This is a genomic window from Clostridium neuense, assembly GCF_045310695.1.
In the GTDB taxonomy this organism is placed as follows: Bacteria; Bacillota; Clostridia; order Clostridiales; family Clostridiaceae; genus Clostridium_S; species Clostridium_S neuense.
In genome coordinates, this window is the sequence record NZ_JBJIAA010000008.1 from 18,507 (window position 1) to 36,158 (window position 17,652).

At 30.5% G+C, this 17,652-nt stretch carries 20 protein-coding genes; 14 read left to right on the plus strand and 6 right to left on the minus strand.

Going from position 1 to position 17,652, the window contains the following annotated elements:
• Positions 1 to 197: 197 nt before the first annotated feature.
• Together ACJDT4_RS10495 and ACJDT4_RS10500 are read left to right on the plus strand one after the other, a co-directional pair.
• On the plus strand, positions 198 to 1,568 hold the full coding sequence (locus ACJDT4_RS10495) for an MATE family efflux transporter (protein WP_406787519.1): 1,371 nt from the start codon (positions 198 to 200) through the stop codon (positions 1,566 to 1,568).
• 77 nt (positions 1,569 to 1,645) lie between these two features.
• Positions 1,646 to 2,314 (plus strand): TetR/AcrR family transcriptional regulator, encoded by a 669-nt coding sequence (locus ACJDT4_RS10500; protein WP_406787520.1) that lies wholly within the window; start codon positions 1,646 to 1,648, stop codon positions 2,312 to 2,314.
• A 26-nt stretch (positions 2,315 to 2,340) separates the two neighbouring features.
• On the opposite strand, the gene hepT is transcribed toward ACJDT4_RS10500, so the two are convergent.
• Genes hepT through ACJDT4_RS10515 form a run of 3 tightly spaced genes read right to left on the minus strand, consistent with a single transcriptional unit; the run spans position 2,341 to position 4,214 of the window.
• A complete protein-coding gene (gene hepT / locus ACJDT4_RS10505) occupies positions 2,341 to 2,751 on the minus strand; it encodes a type VII toxin-antitoxin system HepT family RNase toxin (RefSeq protein WP_406787521.1) in 411 nt (136 codons plus the stop codon).
• Positions 2,744 to 3,160, minus strand: a complete 417-nt coding sequence (mntA, locus tag ACJDT4_RS10510; protein WP_406787522.1) for a type VII toxin-antitoxin system MntA family adenylyltransferase antitoxin — start codon at positions 3,158 to 3,160, stop codon at positions 2,744 to 2,746. The genes hepT and mntA overlap by 8 nt, the downstream gene beginning before the upstream one ends.
• 40 nt (positions 3,161 to 3,200) lie before the next feature.
• A complete protein-coding gene (locus tag ACJDT4_RS10515) occupies positions 3,201 to 4,214 on the minus strand; it encodes a LacI family DNA-binding transcriptional regulator (protein WP_406787523.1) in 1,014 nt (337 codons plus the stop codon).
• Positions 4,215 to 4,356: 142 nt separating this feature from the next.
• Between ACJDT4_RS10515 and ACJDT4_RS10520 the strand changes: the two genes are divergently transcribed.
• Together ACJDT4_RS10520 and ACJDT4_RS10525 are read left to right on the plus strand one after the other, a co-directional pair.
• Complete coding sequence (locus ACJDT4_RS10520) at positions 4,357 to 5,316, plus strand: L-lactate dehydrogenase (RefSeq protein ID WP_406787524.1); 960 nt, start codon at positions 4,357 to 4,359, stop codon at positions 5,314 to 5,316.
• Between the two features lie 324 nt (positions 5,317 to 5,640).
• The gene (locus tag ACJDT4_RS10525) at positions 5,641 to 6,222 is read left to right on the plus strand and encodes a cupin domain-containing protein (RefSeq protein WP_406787525.1); all 582 of its coding nucleotides are present in this window, start codon (positions 5,641 to 5,643) and stop codon (positions 6,220 to 6,222) included.
• Positions 6,223 to 6,509: 287 nt separating this feature from the next.
• On the opposite strand, the gene ACJDT4_RS10530 is transcribed toward ACJDT4_RS10525, so the two are convergent.
• A complete protein-coding gene (locus ACJDT4_RS10530) occupies positions 6,510 to 7,307 on the minus strand; it encodes a class I SAM-dependent methyltransferase (protein WP_406787526.1) in 798 nt (265 codons plus the stop codon).
• A gap of 174 nt (positions 7,308 to 7,481) precedes the next feature.
• Here ACJDT4_RS10530 and ACJDT4_RS10535 point away from each other — a divergent pair, with 174 nt between their 5' ends.
• From ACJDT4_RS10535 to ACJDT4_RS10570, 8 genes are all read left to right on the plus strand, one after another.
• A complete protein-coding gene (locus tag ACJDT4_RS10535) occupies positions 7,482 to 7,844 on the plus strand; it encodes a GntR family transcriptional regulator (protein ID WP_406787527.1) in 363 nt (120 codons plus the stop codon).
• Positions 7,845 to 7,854: 10 nt separating this feature from the next.
• A complete protein-coding gene (locus tag ACJDT4_RS10540) occupies positions 7,855 to 8,727 on the plus strand; it encodes an ABC transporter ATP-binding protein (protein WP_406787528.1) in 873 nt (290 codons plus the stop codon).
• Positions 8,720 to 9,436, plus strand: coding sequence for a hypothetical protein (locus tag ACJDT4_RS10545; protein WP_406787529.1), 717 nt, complete (start codon positions 8,720 to 8,722; stop codon positions 9,434 to 9,436). The genes ACJDT4_RS10540 and ACJDT4_RS10545 overlap by 8 nt, the downstream gene beginning before the upstream one ends.
• A 12-nt stretch (positions 9,437 to 9,448) precedes the next feature.
• Positions 9,449 to 9,985 carry a hypothetical protein gene (locus ACJDT4_RS10550; RefSeq protein WP_406787530.1) on the plus strand — a complete coding sequence of 179 codons (537 nt, stop codon included), beginning with the start codon at positions 9,449 to 9,451 and terminating at the stop codon, positions 9,983 to 9,985.
• A 25-nt stretch (positions 9,986 to 10,010) separates the two neighbouring features.
• Positions 10,011 to 10,937 carry a CPBP family intramembrane glutamic endopeptidase gene (locus ACJDT4_RS10555; RefSeq protein WP_406787531.1) on the plus strand — a complete coding sequence of 309 codons (927 nt, stop codon included), beginning with the start codon at positions 10,011 to 10,013 and terminating at the stop codon, positions 10,935 to 10,937.
• Between the two features lie 402 nt (positions 10,938 to 11,339).
• Entirely contained in the window at positions 11,340 to 12,077 is a 738-nt protein-coding gene (locus ACJDT4_RS10560; RefSeq protein WP_406787532.1) for an ABC transporter ATP-binding protein, read from the plus strand.
• Positions 12,067 to 13,245 (plus strand): ABC transporter permease, encoded by a 1,179-nt coding sequence (locus ACJDT4_RS10565; protein ID WP_406787533.1) that lies wholly within the window; start codon positions 12,067 to 12,069, stop codon positions 13,243 to 13,245. Before ACJDT4_RS10560 ends, ACJDT4_RS10565 begins: the two co-directional genes overlap by 11 nt.
• Positions 13,246 to 13,270: 25 nt before the next feature.
• Entirely contained in the window at positions 13,271 to 14,209 is a 939-nt protein-coding gene (locus tag ACJDT4_RS10570) for an AEC family transporter (protein WP_406787534.1), read from the plus strand.
• Positions 14,210 to 14,463: 254 nt separating this feature from the next.
• Here ACJDT4_RS10570 and ACJDT4_RS10575 read toward each other — a convergent pair whose 3' ends face one another.
• On the minus strand, positions 14,464 to 15,663 hold the full coding sequence (locus tag ACJDT4_RS10575) for a S8 family serine peptidase (protein WP_406787535.1): 1,200 nt from the start codon (positions 15,661 to 15,663) through the stop codon (positions 14,464 to 14,466).
• 128 nt (positions 15,664 to 15,791) lie between these two features.
• Between ACJDT4_RS10575 and ACJDT4_RS10580 the strand changes: the two genes are divergently transcribed.
• Together ACJDT4_RS10580 and ACJDT4_RS10585 are read left to right on the plus strand one after the other, a co-directional pair.
• A complete protein-coding gene (locus ACJDT4_RS10580) occupies positions 15,792 to 16,571 on the plus strand; it encodes a PhzF family phenazine biosynthesis protein (protein ID WP_406787536.1) in 780 nt (259 codons plus the stop codon).
• Positions 16,572 to 16,663: 92 nt separating this feature from the next.
• Entirely contained in the window at positions 16,664 to 16,855 is a 192-nt protein-coding gene (locus ACJDT4_RS10585) for an FmdB family zinc ribbon protein (RefSeq protein WP_406787537.1), read from the plus strand.
• Between the two features lie 289 nt (positions 16,856 to 17,144).
• Here ACJDT4_RS10585 and ACJDT4_RS10590 read toward each other — a convergent pair whose 3' ends face one another.
• On the minus strand, positions 17,145 to 17,576 hold the full coding sequence (locus ACJDT4_RS10590) for a DMT family transporter (RefSeq protein WP_406787538.1): 432 nt from the start codon (positions 17,574 to 17,576) through the stop codon (positions 17,145 to 17,147).
• Between the last annotated feature and the right edge of the window lie 76 nt (positions 17,577 to 17,652).

Sequence of the window (17,652 nt, forward strand, 5' to 3'; positions counted from 1 at the left end):
AAACTGCTTCAACTATTGAAATTTATTTGCACCAAAATGCCTAGAAGATGGTATTTTTGTACAAATAAATTTCAAGTTTCAAGATGGTTTATCTTTAAAAATAGAAATTAATAAAAGCATATATTGACTTAAGTCAGTCATTTGTGTAAAATACTAATTGACTTAAGTCAGTCAATAAAATATATGGAGGTTAAATTATGTCAAATGTAAATGAAATGGAAAGTGGAGAAATTAAAAAGCTTTTATTGAAGTTTTCTATACCATCTATAATATCTATGCTCGCAAATGCATTATATAATGTGTGTGACAAAATATTTGTAGGTATTGGAGTTGGAGTTCTTGGAATTTCAGCTGTAACTATATCATATACTGTAACTTTAGTAATATTGGGATTTTCACTGTTAGTTGGATTAGGGGCAACTTCACTTGTTTCTATAAATCTTGGACAAAATAATATTAAAAAATGTGAAACTATTGTTGGAAATACATTTATCATGTCTTTTATAGTGTCTATTATTTTAATGATTTTTGGTTATAGCTTTTTAACACCTATACTTATGGCGTTAGGAGCAAAGGGAAAGGTTTTAAGCTATGCAGTAACTTATACAGGCATAATACTTTTAGAAACGCCTTTTCAAGTTTTAAGCTGTTCTATGAATAACATTTTAAAGGGTCAGGGAAAAGCTAAGCGGGCAATGGTCAACTTTTTAATATCAATTATTCTCAACATAATTTTCAACCCACTGTTTATATTTGTATTCCATATGGGCGTTGCTGGTTCTGCCATCGCTACAGTAATTTCAACAGCAATTGGCGCAATATTTTCTACATCACCTTACTTTGCAAAAAATTCTAATATAAGAATTCATTTTGAAAATTTGAAACTAAAAAAGGATATTGTTATTTCATCGCTTTCAATAGGGATGTCGGGATTTGTAATGCAGGTTGCACTGGCAGTAATAAATATTATTATAAGTAAAGAGTGTTTAATATATGGAGGAAATACAGCTGTAGCAGCTTTTGGTATTATATATAATGTTAATATGCTGGTTTTGATGCCTATAAATGGTATTAATCAAGGAGTTCAACCTATAATAGGATATAACTATGGAGCAAAAAGATATGATAAGATACTTAAAGCATTTAAATTATCTGTTTTGTTTGGAACCATTATTTCCTTAATTGGGTTTATTTTATTTGAAGTATTTAGTAAAAATATTTTTTATGTTTTTGGGCAAGGAACTAAGGAACTTATAGTAATAGGAGTACCAGCTATGAGATTATATTCAATGAGCCTTCCTATACTTGGATTTATGCTTTTGGGAGCAAGTTACTTTCAGTATGTTGAAAAGGCAAAGTATTCAATAATTTTGATCATGCTTAGACAGGTTATTATAATTATACCAATGCTTATTATATTGCCTAAGTTTATGATGATTATAGGATTATGGATAGCAACTCCAATTACAGATTTGATTTCAGTAGTAATTCTTTTGAGACTCATATTTCCCGAAATAAAAAAGTTGAGTTCATTAGAAAATGCAGAAGTAATACAGTGTGATGATTAATTGACTTATGTCAATCAACTAATTATAATTAAATTAGTCATCTTAAAGGTAAAAAACGTTCAATTGGAGGGGTTAACTTGAGAATTTCAAAAGATCCAGAAGAAAGAAAAAACGAATTAATTGATGCAGCAGAAGAGCTTTTTTCAACTGTTGGATATGATAAAACTTCGGTAAGCGATATAGTAAAGAAAGTTTCGGTAGCTCAAGGAACTTTTTACTACTATTTTAAATCAAAAGAAGATATATTTATGGCAATTTTCACAAGAGGCTCTGAAAAATTGCTTTTGGAAATGAAGGAAAAAGTAAAAGAAAAAAATATTGATGCTGTAGAAAAGCTAATAATAGTAATAAAATTATATGTTGAATCAAAGAAAAACAATGTAAGTAATAAACACAAACTTGTTGAGGCACTTCATAATGACGAAAATACAAGTTTGCATCACAAGGTAATTGTAGTGGAAATAGCAACTAAGCGAGCGATGCTTACTAATATTATAAAACAGGGAATAGCCGAAGGGGTATTTCATACAGAGTATCCAGAAGAAGTAGCAGAATTTATACTTACTGAATTATATTTTGTATTTGATCCCAAAGTTTTTGGATTTAATAATGAAGAAATTTTAAAAAAGTCAGAAGCTTTAGCAGATATGGTTGAGAAGCTTTTGAGTGTTACTAAAGGAACGTTTGTGAGTAAAGTTGTACAATTAAAAGAATTATATAGTAGCAGTAATATAACTGATTTATAAAGTTCCATAGCATAACTAATTGTGCACTAAAGTTTATAGCTTATAATGGTATCACAAAATTCTTTTAAATCTATAAGATGATGCTCAATTATTTCTTTTACAACATCGAGATTTACGGCTTGATAATCGTGTACAGCTATATTTCTAAAGCCAACCATGCTTTTTAACTTCTTTGTAAGCTTGGAACCAATAATATTATTACTATATAATACATCAAAAGCATCACGACTAGTTTGTGGTATTCCAAGCTTTTTTTCTGAAGCTATATGCATCGCTAAATCTATGCATGCTTCACAAGAACGTTGAATGTTTAATATTATTGAATCTTGTTTTGTATAATCAGTTAAATTTTTAAAATCATTGTCATACACAGCATTAATTCTATTTATACATCTTTCAATTGTAGATATTTTATTAAAAATAACATCATTACCCATAGATGTTTCCTCTCTTTCTAATGCCATCTAAAATTTCTTTTCTTTCCTCATTTAGCAATGCATAATCCTTAAAAGCATACATTTCAAAGTACATTCGCTTAGTATCATCACTGCAATAAATAACTTTTCCGTTTCCAACGATTTGTGCTTTAAATACAGTTGATGCCTTATTTAAATCTATTAAATCTACATCTCTTTTAACAATATCAGCAATATCATTTGCTAATATAAATATTTCATAGTTTGATAAAGCTACATCGCTTAAATATGCTATATCAATGTCACTGTCTTCCCTAAGTTCATTTCGAGCAGCTGAACCAAATATATATATTAATGTAGGCTTTACATTTTTGATTAATATATCAATAATATTTTTAAGAGTGTTTTCATTTAATTTTGACGACATCATGTTAAATCACCTCTTTAATATATTATATCATTATTTTGATTTAATATTTGCAGGAATCTCTAATAATCAAGGGCGCATCAACAAAAATGGAAGTTGGTTTTTCAAGTTTTTGATTAAGCATATCTGAAATAAGTTCAATGCATTTTCCAGCCATTTTCTCAATAGGTATATCGACTATAGTAATAGGTGGTGTGCTAAATTCAGTATGCTCAGAGTCATTCATTCCAATTGCAATTATTTCTATGTCTTCTGGAACTTTTATTCCTTCCTTATTAAATACATGAAGAGAACCTAAAGCTATGCTGTCAGAATTACAAAACAAGGCCTTTGGCATAGTTGGCAGTTTTAGAAGCTTTTTTGCAGCAAGAACACCGCCTTTTAGGGAATTATCAGCATCTAAAATGTGTTCTTGTGCAATTTTAATATTATTTAGGCTACAGGTTTCTGTAAAACCTTTATTTCTATTATCCATTGCAGTATTTAAGGATTTAGTGAGTATAGCGGCAGCACTTTTATACTTTTTCTCAATAAATAGGTTAGCTGCCTTTTCTCCCATTTTGTAGTTATCAACGTTTACTGAAGAATATTTCTCTGATAACCGATTGAACAAAATTATTGGGAGTTTTGGTGTGATTTTATTTAAATAAGCCATGTCTAAAGTAGATACGTTAGCTATAATTGCTGCATCAAACATATTATTATTAATACCCTTTTCAAGGTGAATAAAATCATTTTTATAAGGGCAAATTACAATATCAAAGTTGTAATTAGACTTAATAATTTCATCTTGTAAGCCCCTTAAAAATCTAGATATTATATTAACACGAATGGTAGATGACCAATATAATGCTATAGTAGGATTACTTCGAGTATTTTGGTCTCTAAGTTTTCGTGCTGAAATATTTGGACGATAATTAAGCTCTTTAACAGCATTAATAACCTTCTTTTGGGTTTTTTCTGATATTTTTCTTTTAGCTGAATTACCATTTAAAATTATAGATACAGTACTTGGTGAAACACCAGATAATCTTGCAACATCTTTTATGGTAGCCACTACTAATCACTCGTTTCAAATAAGATTAATGTATATATTTTTACATACTTTAGGATAAAAGTAAATAATATTGACTAGCGGTACAACGTTGTACTAAAATTAAGTATAACGTTGTACTCAGTTAAATAATGGAGGGATAATAATGAATTTTGTTAAAAATAAACTTGTTGTTGTAGGAGCAGGTATGGTTGGATCAGCTGTACTTAATACTGTTCTTTCACTTAATCTTTTGTCAGAGGTTGTAATTGTTGATATAAATGATAAAAAAGCAAGAGGAGAAGCACTTGATGCAAGTCATACAACATCCTTTGCATATAGTCCTAATGTAAATGTTAGGGCAGGAAGTTATGAAGATTGCAAAGATGCTCAAATAATTGTTGTAACAGCAGGACCAAGCTTAAAAATAGGTGATAAGATGGACAGATTGGTTTTAGCAGATACTAATGTAAAAGTTGCTAAATCAATTATGGAGAATATAACTAAATATACTAAGGATGCAATTATAATTGTGGTTACAAACCCGGTTGACATAGCAACTTATTACTGCCAGAAATATTTTGACTATCCTAAGAATAAGATTATAGGTACAGGAACACTTCTTGATACTGCACGTATGAGAAAAATCATAGGTAAAAAATTTAATGTAGATAGTAAAAATGTTCATGGATATGTTCTTGGAGAGCATGGAGGAACTTCATTTACTGCATGGAGTGGTGTTAATATTGCAGGAATTCCTTTTGATGAATTAGATGCTACTTTTAATGCTAATAACAATATAAATAAAGATGAAGTAGATAAGGAAGTTAGAGAAGCGGGAATAGAAGTTTTACAGCTTAAAGGTTATACAAGTTCTGGTATTGCAATGAGTGTAAGTAGACTAGTGAAAGCAATACTTTTAAATGAAGAAAGTATTTTGCCAGTATCATCAACACTTGAAGGTGAATATGGAATTAACAATGTAGCTTTAAGTATACCATGCGTTATAACTAGTAACGGAATAGAGAAAAAGCTTCAAGTTCCGCTTAAACAGCATGAAGTTGAAGAACTTAAAAATAGTGCAGAAAACTTAAAAACAATAATTAACGGATTAAAATTAGAATAAAGTAATAGGATTTCGAAACATTAAATATAATCCATAAATCTAAGAGCCTAAAGCTTAAAAAACTAAGAACTTTCAATAACTCGCAAAGCTCAGACAAATTGAAAGTTCTAAGCCTTTTAAGCTTTAGGCTCTAAGATTTATTGGAATATATTTAAAACGTTCTCTCAACCCTATTATTTTATCCAAGGTGGGTTTAAGGAATATTTTCCTCCATTTCATTACGGAAAATAAGCGAGATAATGTTTTATAAGATAAAATAAATACACACCTATAAAACTTGTTGCATATTATAATTCTGTAATATTACAATAAGGAAGGAACAATATGAATAACAATTATGGGACATATGGTTGTCCTTTTTTGAGCAATACATTAAGATATGATGAAGATAGTATGTATGATGGATATAGGACTTATCAGTGTCCTTATTTTCATGAGCCTTATATTCCCTTTGATGATGAAATGGAATATGGCTCAAGATTTGCTTCTCCACAAGCTGATAATGCAGCAATTTCATTGCAGGATTATGGACCACAACCTTATGTGGTTAATATTAATGAGGCTGCTAAGCAAAATACAAATTTTCGTACAGCGCTATGGACAGGAAAACATTTGCAAGTTACTTTGATGAGTATTAATGCTGGTGATGATATAGGCTTAGAAATTCATCCAAATGTTGATCAATTCATACGTGTGGAAGATGGTCAGGGAATTGTTAAAATGGGAAAGAATAAAAATAGGTTAGATTTTCAAGCAAAGGTTTATGATGAAATTGCAATTATGATACCTGCTGGCACTTGGCATAATGTTATCAATACAGGCAATAAACCACTTAAGGTATACTCAATTTATGCACCACCTCAACATCCCCATGGCACAGTACATGTAACTAAACCAGTGGAGTGAAGGAACAATGCTTTGTCGCGTTAAAAAAGTTCTATAAATCTAAGACTTAAAAATCGTAAAATACTAAGAAATTTCAATAACTCGCTGAGAAAATGCTCAGACAATTGAAATATCTAAGTATTTTACGATTTTTAAGTCGAGATTTATTAGGACTTTTTTAAATCGTTTCTTCAGCATTGTTCCTTCACTCCCACAGTAGTGCAAGGAAAAAATTCCTCCGTACCTACGGAATTTTCGCGTAAACATTTATAGTGCATTATTTAAACAAGTTATCACTGTTTTTATTGTTAGCAGAGTTTCAAGTGTACAATTCTATCATTAAAGCGGTTTTTAAAGGCTGGAATTAGTGAAGGAAGACGCATCCAGTGCCATCTATCTCTGTGATAATCAAAATAATTCCATTCTTCAATAAACTTAATTTTACTATTATAACTTTCCATTTGTTTTCCACTTTTTATGCCCCAGTTAAATTTAACCCCAAGTTTGCTTGCAGTGTCATGATGTTTACTCATTTTAGCAACAGTCGGAGTCATCATTTCAAAAAGTACTTCTGCACCTGGAAATGCTTTGATAATTTCATTAAATAAGCTTTTTATTTCATCTTCTGTAAAATACATTAGTATTCCTTCAGCTATAATTAAAACTGGTTCATTTGATATGTTTATTTCATTAATCCAGGAGTAATCAAAAACAGATTTAGCTATCATTTTATATCTTTCTGTTTCGGCAAAAAATTGTTTGCGTATTCTAATTGGCTCTGGCAAGTCTAGGTCATACCATTTAATTTTGTCATTATCTAGTCTGAAAAATCTAGTATCTAGACCACAGCCAATATTTATAATTACGGCATTAGGGTATTTATGAATAAAGGTTTTAGTACTATTGTCTAAAAGTTCAGTTCGTACAGCAACTCCTATTTGGGACAACCATGTATTATCAAATTTTGAAAAATCATAATCGATGTTTTTCATCATTTCTACTGCCTTATAATCTTTTACTATAGGGCTTGAACTTTGCGTTTCTGTTGCCCTTGCCCATAGTGGAATGAGTAATGTCTCTGGAACACCTTTTAATTTTTGCTGCAAGCGAATTACCTTCCTTCAAAGCGATATTGATATTCATTATCATTTACTATAATTTTATAGTAGCAAATTAAAAATGATATGTCAATGATTTATAGTCTTGCAAAAGTATTCCGTTTGTTATATAGTTAGTTGTATAAGTAATTAACCAACTAAGTAAAGGAGGCATGAAATTCAGTGAAAATAAATTTAGATGATGCAAAACCAATATATCTTCAAGTAGCGGAAGGTATTGAGGATGATATATTGGATGGATACATAAATGAAGAAGAACAAGTTATGTCCACCAACCAGTTTGCCTCTATGTATGGAATAAACCCGGCTACTGCAGGCAAGGGAATAAATCTACTTGTAAGTGAGGGAATACTTTTTAAAAAAAGAGGTATAGGAATGTTTGCTAAAGTTGGAGCTAAGGAGCAAATAAAGAAAAAGAGAAGAAAATTGTTTTTTGATGAATATGTTATTTCAATGCTTAAAGAGGCAAAAAAGCTAGATATAACCAAGGATGAAATAATAAAAATGCTTAGTGAAAGTGAATAGGAGTGGTAAAATGTCATATGCGCTTGAAATTAAAGATTTAAATAAATGGTTTGGAAAAATACAAGCAATAGATAATTTTAATATAAGACTTGAAGAAAATAAAATATACGGCTTACTTGGTAGAAATGGGGCTGGAAAGACTTCTCTTCTAAAATTAATAGCTGCACAGTATGTTAAAAACAGCGGTAGCATTAAGGTGTTTGGAGAAGAAGTATTTGAAAATGAAAAGGCTCTTTCTAAAATTTGTTTTGTAAATGATGAGAACTCTTTCATTTCAAATCTAACAGTAGGAGAAATATTCAATATATCAAAGATTTTTTACAATAATTGGGATGATGAATTTAAAGAAGAACTCGTGCAAAAATTTGATTTAGATTTGAAACGCAAATATGGTGAACTTTCAAAGGGAATGAGGTCAGCTGTAGCAATAGTTGTAGGACTTTCAAGTAGAGCAGAATTAACAATATATGATGAGGCTTATTCTGGTCTTGATGCAGCTGCAAGAGAAATATTTTACGATGAGCTTTTAAAGGACTATGGTGAAAATCCAAGGACTATAATTTTCTCAACTCATTTAATTGATGAGGTAAGTAAAATTTTTGAGTCGACAATAATTATTGATAGAGGAAGGCTTAAACTGTTTGAAGATTGTGATGAGCTTAGAGAAAAAGCTTTTTATATTATGGGCAATAAGAATAAGCTGAATGCAGCTTTGAAAAACGCAAAGGTTATTCACAGAGAAGAATTCGGTGAAACCTTGAAGGCAGCTATATTTGAAGAAAAGGATAAAACTTTTAAACAAAGCTTGAAAAATGAGGGCTTTGAAATAAGTGCACTGCCCCTTCAAAAATTATTTGTTTATGTAACTAAAGGAAGTGATTAAAATTTTAAGTGAATTTGATAAAAGAAAGTTTAAAATAAAGCTTCATGTACAGTTAAGCAAAGTAATATTAATACTTATAGCAATTTGTCTTTTAAGTATAGGTGCAGTTATTGCTTTAGATACTGATTATAAAAATCAATTTGCATGTGTTTATTCAGCAGTTCTTCTTCTAATGATATCTTTTGCTCAAATACAAACTGCATTTTATGGAGAGGTTTTAAAGTATTTTTCTAGACTTAACTTTAGCAGAAAGCAATATTACTCAGAAAATATATTGTTGTTATTAGCTGCATCTGGTATAACATCCGTAGTTATTTCCATAGCTATTATGATAAATAAAATAGCCTATAATAGGGAGCAAGTAATATGCTTTTGGTATAGATTCTCCAGGGTAGATTTTATTTCGATTACTCAAATAATAATTTTGAACTTTGTTATTGTTACTGTGATTTATTTTTTCGCTAATTTAATATCAATAATTTGTATAGGTAAAGCAAAGCGGTATAATCTTGCAACGATAATATTAATTTTAACGATAATTTCATTATGTGTGGCAAATACATTTTGGAAGAGTAATTACTTTAATGTTATGTCAGGTTTTATTGAATATAATAAAAGTTATGGTCTATATTTAATAGGCTTACTGCTTACAGTATTCTTAGAGTATTATATAGGAAAGAAAATGTTTATGAAAAAGGACATTGATTGAGGGTGAGTAAATATGTGTGGATTGAAAAAGAGCATACAGACTATATTAATAATTAAGAAAAAGCCATTGATATGCATAAGTATTTTGTCTTTAATTATGTTTTTTGTAAGTATATATTTTAAATATAATGCTGCGGTTTTTATATCCGAAATGATAGTTATAACTATATTTTCGGCATGGCCATCATATAAATATATGGTAGCAGGTGGTATAACAAGGAAAGCCGCTTTTTTAGGAAACCTTATTTTGAATATAGCTTTATGCTTCTTATTGTGTATAATTCAATTTATTATGGTTGATTACCAAAATATACTTTTGTTTCTAACAGTAGCGTTTGCTTCAGCATTTATAAGTATATTAGTTGAAGCACAAAACAAAGCAAAGGCAGCACTTATTTTTCTACTGTATTATATAATTTTTGTGTTATTGTACTTTTTTCCTGTTATAATGTTTAGAAGCAATGAAATTATATATGAAATTATAATTTTCTTATTGAGTAGTTTATCATTAATATGGGGGTGGAGGGTTTTAAAAAAGCAGGATATATAAATTTTATTTTGAGGAGGAAGGCATTTTGAAAAGACCTATAAAAGTAAATATATTTTTTCTTATACTTATATTATTGCAAGTTTTTGGTGGATATATAATAAGACCAATCAGTAAAGTCATTAAGTTCACAGTAGCTAGCTCTTTGCTTACAACTCAACTTATGTTTTTAATACTTCCGGTAATAATTTATTTTATAATAACAAGACAATCTATAAAAGAAACTCTTAGATTTAATAAGATAAAAATAAGAAGCATTGGCTTAATTGCTGTAATGGGATTTTTATTTGTACCTGTAGGTATGTTTTTAGGGCAAGTAACAAGCTTCTTCTTTTATAATAATGTACAAGATGTTTTTAACAAGCTTCAAAGCTTGCCATTAGGCTTGATGCTTGGAGTGGTAGCTCTTACTCCAGCCTTATGCGAAGAAATTACAATGAGAGGAGTAGTACTTTCAGGATATAATGGAAGTAAGCTTTGGAAAGCAGCACTTATAAACGGTTTTCTTTTTGCAGTACTTCATCTTAATCCACCACAATTTTTGTACGCTTTAGTTTTAGGAGTAATGCTTGCATATGTAGTTAGAATTACAAATTCTATTTTTGCATCAATGATTATACACTTCATATTCAATGGAACTAATACTTTGCTTAGCTGGTGGTCTATGAAAGTTAATTCTACAGCAGCAATTAAAAAAAGCCAAGCGATGCTTAATAATACTAGTGCTAAAATTATGGCTACAGTGTTTTTAGGTGTAATTGCTATTATAGCTGTAGCTGCAATAGTAACATTAATTAAAGAACTCATTAAGGATAATAAAGAAAATTTAAATAATGTAAATTTGCTGCCTTCGGGTTCAGCAGAAGTAATGCTGTTAAAGGATAAAATTGCAGCAGCAGTACCTGTTGTAATTTCAGTAGTAATATACTTCCTACTTGTAATGAAAAGGATATAAAAGAGAAAAGTAACAATGCTTCGTTGCGTTAAAAAGGTCCTATAAATCTTGGTGATGATTTTAAACGAGTACATGCTTGAGGTATAGAAGGATAACGATCATATACGAGGTTTGGGATGCAATCCCATTATCCTTCTTTAACTTGTATTAGTCATCTATATATTAGCCCATGCCCCGTGCATGTTTACTCGCTGAGAAAATTCTCAGACAATTGAAATGTCTAAGTATTTTACGATTTTTAAGTCAAGATTTATTAGGACTTTTTTAAATGGTTCCTTCAGCATTGTGAGCTGTGAATTAACAAAAGTGACTTAAGTAATTTTCTTAATTACTTATAGTACTATGAAAAAAACATATTATTTAATAAAATATATACATATAGTTTCCTAAGGGGGTAGCAAGATGGTAGAAGTTATTGGAATTACAAAGCAATTTAAAAAAGTTAAAGCTGTAGATAATATAAGTTTTAATGTTAATAATGGAGAAATAGTTGGACTTTTAGGTGAAAATGGAGCGGGCAAAACAACGACTTTAAGAATGCTTGCAACAATGCTTAAAATTTCAGAGGGAAAGGCAATTATAAATGGATATGATGCTTCAAAGGAACCTTATAAGGTTAGAGGTGAAATAGGAATCCTCTTTGGAGGAGATGTTGGACTTTATGACAGGCTTACGGCGAGAGAAAATATGATGTATTTTGCAAAGCTTAATGGAATGTCAGATGAAGAAGCTAAGACAAGCATAGCAAATCTTTCAAATCAGCTTGAAATGCAAGATTATATGGATAAAAGAGTTGGAAAGTTTTCAAGAGGAATGAAGCAAAAGGTTTCTATAGCAAGGTCTATTGTTCACAATCCTTCTGTAGTATTATTTGATGAACCAACTACAGGGCTTGATGTAAGCGCAGCAAGAATAGTTCAGGATTTTATTTTAAATTGTAAAAAACAAAATAAGGCAGTGGTTTTTTCAAGTCACAGCATGACTGAGGTTGAAAAGTTATGTGATAGAGTGGTTATAATACACAAAGGAAAGCTAATAGAGCAGGGAACAATAGAAGAGTTAAAAGAGAAATACAACAATAATGATCTTGAAGAGGTATTTGTAAGTCTTATAAATAGAGGTGAAGAATATGAAGGTTAATACAACAGTTTTGGTATTTAAAAAAGAAATTACAGATATGTTTAGGGATAGAAAAACAATAATAATGAGTGTACTACTTCCAATTTTACTTTTGCCGCTTTTATCACTTTTATTAGGAACTTTTAATAGTAGCCAAAATAAAATAAAGCAAAGTGTAAAAACAGCTGTAGTTGATAAAGGACAAAGCAGTTTTGGAGAATTTTTAAAGTCTCAAAAGAATATAAAGATAGTTAAATCCGGTGATATTAAAAAGGACATTAAGGATGGGAAAATATTAGTTGCAGTTACTATTCCAAAAGATTTTGATGAAAAGTTGAAAAGTGATTTAAATACAAAACTAACTTTAAGTTATGATGATTCAAGCGCAGATGCAGATACGGCTACAGAAGTTATAAATGCTTATGTACAAGCTTACTCAAAACAAATTGTAGCATCGAGACTTTCAAAGAAGAATATAAATCCAGATATACTTACACCTATAAATATAGTAAAGGATGAGATGCAAAAAGGTGATGGTAAGAGTGCTTTTCTTGTAACAATGCTTATACCAATGTTATTAATGCTTTATGGGGCAACAAGTACAATAGCACCTTCTGTAGATTTGGGAGCTGGTGAAAAAGAAAGAGGAACCCTTGAACCATTACTTACTACTAAAGCAAGTAGAATGTCAATTTTATGGGGCAAGCTTATGGCAATAAGCACAATGGGAATAATAATGTCATTAGCATCTCTCCTTGGAGTTTATCTAACAATGAAACAGAAGAATGGAATGTTTGGAGATGGAAAGGGTATTAATTTAGATACTGCAACTTTTATTCTAATAATAATCATACCAATATTAACAACGGTGGTTTTTGGAGCAATAGAGCTTGCAATAAGTATATATGCAAGATCATTTAAAGAAGCTCAAACATATTTAAGTCCAATAACTATCATAGCAATGGTTTTAGTCTATGCTGTAATGATGAAGGATGCTAAGAGTATAGAAACCTTTTATTTTAACATTCCAATTACCAATGCAACTTGTCTTATGAAAGAATTTTTAGTTGGAATTCACAACTACACACATATTGCAATGACCTTTGGTTGGATGGTAGTATATATAGTAGGAGCTCTTCTTTTGGCAAGATATATGTTTAGCAGGGAAGAGGTTATATTTAGATCCTAATATTGTTACCAAGGAAGGGATTTTAGTGGTTCTATTAAATGCAATTCAAGGCATTTTAACTATTGTAATAATGATATCTATAGGATATGTATTAACTGAAAAAAAGTGGTTTAACGAAGAAACTTCAAAAAGTTTTGCAAAGCTTGTCACCAATGTATCACTGCCAGCACTTATGGTTTCTGATATCATGGGAAATTTTACAAAGGGCAAGCTTATGAATTTATCAAAGGGGCTTATAGCTCCTTTTTTGTCTATAGCTGCTTGCTACATAATTGCAATTGCAGTATCAAAAATTTTAAAGGTTCAAAAGTCAAGACAGGGAACCTTTCAGTCTATGTTTTTTAATTCGAATACTATATTCATTGGGCTTCCAGTAAATATAGCGTTGTTTGGAGAAAAAAGTGTTCCGTATGTTCTTTTGTATTACATAGCAAATACAACTTTCTTCTGGACTCTTGGAGTTTATTGTATAAGTAAAGATGCTCCTGGAGAGCATGGAGGAATACTTAGCAAGACAACTATAAAAAGAATTATATCTCCTCCACTTTTGGGATTTATAATTGCTATTATTTTAGTGCTTTTAAAAATAGAACTTCCACTCTTTATTATGAATACTTGTAAGTATCTTGGAAATTTAACAACTCCGCTTTCAATGATTTTTATAGGAATAAGTATTCATTCTGTAAAGCTTAAAGAATTGAAAATTGATAAAGATGTTATAGGTGTTTTGTTAGGAAGATTTTTGGTATGTCCACTAATAATGATTATAATTCTTATATTAATACCAATACCAAAGCTTATGAAGGATGTCTTTATCATGCAATCTGCTATGCCAGTAATGACAAATGCACCTATAATTGCGAAGGTTTATGGTGCAGACAGCAAATATGCAGCAGTGATGGTTACTTTAAGTACAGTTCTTTCAATGATTACAATACCAATATTTATGGTTATTATGTCGTAAAAAAATAATGCGAAGTAACAACATATTTAATGTGACAACTCTATTTAAAATCAATCTAGAAATGATAGCCCCTGGGGGGTTGGGCCTCAGGGGCAGTATTTAGACAAGTAAACAACCATGGTTATCTACTTGATTGCGAAATTGTTTCAAATGCAATTTCGTTTACTAAACGTGGCAGCTAATAAAGAAGTTTCTCTTTCACTGTCACTTATAATATGTGCTGTTTTTATTTTTTTATGCGTTAAAATTATATGCTAAAAAAATAAATCTCTAAAATCTATATATCCATAACCCTGCTGCCATTTTGGAACATCTAATAGTTTGCATGAAGTTTTTATCATTGAAATTGCATCCTTGCATTGCAAATCAGGAATTTTTTCAAAAAGCAATGCAAATACACCAGCTGTAAATGCAGCAGCGCATGAGGTGCCGGTATAAGTGGTGTAAGGCTCCTTTAGTTCTCGTGGATATAATTTTATTCCATTTCTTTCGGATACAAAAGCAGTATCACAATTAAGAGAAGTTAAGTCTGTACATGCCGCACAAAAATCAGGCTTTTCAGGTTTCCCACAAGGACCAGAAGAAGAATAAGTATAAACTTTTTTTTGCGTGCTAGAAGTTATCCCAGATACGGTTACGCAATTACTAAGAGTTGCTATGCCTATCATTGAATTTTTATCATTTTTATTGTTTCCAGAAGGAAGAACTACAACAATATTATTTTTATTTGCAAGAGTAAATAATTTTGAAAACAAGGAATCAATAAATGAATCCTGGAAAGAGGTTTCAAAAGGAAGACATATTATTTTTAGGTTGCTTTCGGCACTTTCTTTTATGAGAATATCTAGAGCCGTTAATACTGATGATACGTATGCTTTTCCAGTGGCTTCAAAGGCTTTTATCATATATATTGAACTTTCTGGTGCTATACCAATATATGTTCCTTTAGAACTTGAGCCACTTGCAGCAATTAACCCGCTTATAAAGGTTCCATGACCATTATCATCATATGGATAGTTAAGTCCATTTATGATATCTAAAAATTTATATATTTTTGGAGTTGGATATTTTAGATCCTTATGAGGATAAACACCAGTATCTATAATGCCTATTCGTATTCCTCTGCCTGCTAATTTAGAATTCTTTGTGAGGCTAGAGCCGATGTTGTTTGCTGAATGTACATTGTGACCACATATATTTGCAAAATTATCAAGGGTTATATAATCCACCTCAGGGTATTCGGTAAGTCTAGTTATCATAAAAGAAGAAGCTGAGGCACAAATGCAATTTAGCGTATCTATAGTATAATAAATAGTACACTTATGTGATTTTAGCCTTGATGTAATTCTGTTTATAAAATTTTTGCAATGTATAAGTATTCTAAAACTTCTATGCTCATTTTTTACTGTTAAGGCATAGAGGTTTGGATTGATTTTACCTTTTAGAAAAAACATTATATATTCATTCCTTGCAATAAAGCTTACAATAACAGTATATTATTTGTTAGCAGAAAATGTCCGCATTGTGTATAATAAAATTAAGTCATAGTAGCCAATAAATTATATTTTAGGGAGAGATAAGGATGAAATATTATGTTGTTGATGCCTTTACTGATGAAGTATTCAAAGGAAATCCAGCAGGAGTATGTGTTTTAGATAATCCAATAGATGACAGTACAATGCAAAAAATTGCAGGAGAAAATAACTTATCAGAAACAGCTTTTGTGGTTAAAAAAGGCAATGATTATGATCTAAGATGGTTTACTCCAAAGGCTGAAATAGATTTATGCGGACATGCTACTTTGGGAACCTCTTACGTTATTTCTAATTATGTTGATATAGGAATTAAAAATATGACATTTAATACTGCTAGTGGACCACTTAAAGTTAAGCGGGAGGGTGATTTATACGAAATGGATCTACCTTTAAGAGAACCCCAAAAAATAGAATTATCACGTGAAATAATATCGGATGTTATTGGAGATTATCCTGCTGAAACATATTTGTCAAGAGATTTATTCGTAGTATTAGAAACAGAAGGACAAGTAGAGAAATTAATTCCTAACTTTTCTAAAATGATAAAATTAGAAAAGGGATTAGGTGTTATTGTTACAGCTAAAGGAATTAATGTAGATTTTGTATCTCGCTGCTTTTATCCGAAACTCGGTGTAAATGAAGATCCTGTAACTGGTTCGGCACATAGTAATTTAATACCATTTTGGTCATCAAGGTTAAATAAAGATGTAATGGTGGCTAAACAACTATCAGCACGTGGTGGAAAGTTATACTGCAAAATGGCTGGTGATAGAGTTAAAGTGAGTGGAAAAGCTGTACTTTATATGATAGGAAATATTAATATATAATTATTTTGAACTTTGAGTAGCAAATCTATATTGAGTTCGTGCAATGTGGTAAAATAATAATAGTAAAATTTTTAAAGTAGGAAGTGATTTAAGTGCCTTTAATAGATTACAAATGTAAAAAATGTGGGAATGAATTTTTTGAAATAGTAACTAATGATAGTGAAAAAATCATATGTCCTAAGTGTAAAGCAGAAGAAGTAGATAGACTTTACAAAGGAAAATTTTATGGTAAAAATGGAGGCAACTGCACTGGACATTGTGCAAGCTGCGGCGGATGCCACTGAAGGGATTATTGGGGTTAACAACATATAAACTTTAAATCAACTAAAATTTATTTGTTGTCATTTAAGTTTTATATAGAGTAGAGAGTATAGAGCACAGAGTACAGTGAAGGATAATTTTCTGCTTTTGCAGAAAATTTTAAAATTTAATGCTGGTGCTATTTCAAGATAGGACATAATTATTTTTGTTCAATATACTTGATAGGGTTTGCTTTTATATAATTTTAGATTTATCTGACGTAAGGAAGATAAATCATCCTTCACTCTACTCTTTACTCTCTACTCTTTGCTCTTATATTTTTAATTTAAATACTACTATCCCTGCAAGCATCAATGCCACTCCTATGTATTCATTAGTTCCAAAGGATATTTTTTTAGAATCAAATAGACCAAAGGCATCTATTATGGCGGCTGAAGTTAGTTGAGCTACCAAAATAACGGAAATTGAACATGTTGGTCCTAAGGCTGAAATACCTTTCATTACTGTAAAAATTATTATTGCACCTAGAATTCCGCCAGTTAAATAAAGCTTATTCACATTAAAAATACCTTTTATGTGACCAGTTCCAAATACTAAAGATACTATTAAAGTTATTATAAATGCTGAACCCTGAACCCAAGTATTTGTTTCCCATAAGCCTATTTTGTCGCTAAGCTTTGTATTGAACACACCTTGAAAGGTCATGCATATTCCTGCTGCTATAGAAAATATTATACCAAGCATAAAAATTCACCTCAGGAATAGTTTAACCATATATAATAAAATTACGCTAAAAAGGTGTGAGAAATTTTCTCACACC

Coding starts and splice junctions, on each gene's coding strand:
- mntA (WP_406787522.1), bottom strand. CDS start 3,160: ATGATGTCGTCAAAATTAAATGAAAACACTCTTAAAAATATTATTGAT.
- ACJDT4_RS10565 (WP_406787533.1), top strand. CDS start 12,067: ATGAAGGTTAATACAACAGTTTTGGTATTTAAAAAAGAAATTACAGAT.
- ACJDT4_RS10575 (WP_406787535.1), bottom strand. CDS start 15,663: ATGTTTTTTCTAAAAGGTAAAATCAATCCAAACCTCTATGCCTTAACA.
- ACJDT4_RS10525 (WP_406787525.1), top strand. CDS start 5,641: ATGAATAACAATTATGGGACATATGGTTGTCCTTTTTTGAGCAATACA.
- ACJDT4_RS10540 (WP_406787528.1), top strand. CDS start 7,855: ATGTCATATGCGCTTGAAATTAAAGATTTAAATAAATGGTTTGGAAAA.
- ACJDT4_RS10560 (WP_406787532.1), top strand. CDS start 11,340: ATGGTAGAAGTTATTGGAATTACAAAGCAATTTAAAAAAGTTAAAGCT.
- hepT (WP_406787521.1), bottom strand. CDS start 2,751: ATGGGTAATGATGTTATTTTTAATAAAATATCTACAATTGAAAGATGT.
- ACJDT4_RS10495 (WP_406787519.1), top strand. CDS start 198: ATGTCAAATGTAAATGAAATGGAAAGTGGAGAAATTAAAAAGCTTTTA.
- ACJDT4_RS10590 (WP_406787538.1), bottom strand. CDS start 17,576: ATGCTTGGTATAATATTTTCTATAGCAGCAGGAATATGCATGACCTTT.
- ACJDT4_RS10550 (WP_406787530.1), top strand. CDS start 9,449: ATGTGTGGATTGAAAAAGAGCATACAGACTATATTAATAATTAAGAAA.
- ACJDT4_RS10520 (WP_406787524.1), top strand. CDS start 4,357: ATGAATTTTGTTAAAAATAAACTTGTTGTTGTAGGAGCAGGTATGGTT.
- ACJDT4_RS10580 (WP_406787536.1), top strand. CDS start 15,792: ATGAAATATTATGTTGTTGATGCCTTTACTGATGAAGTATTCAAAGGA.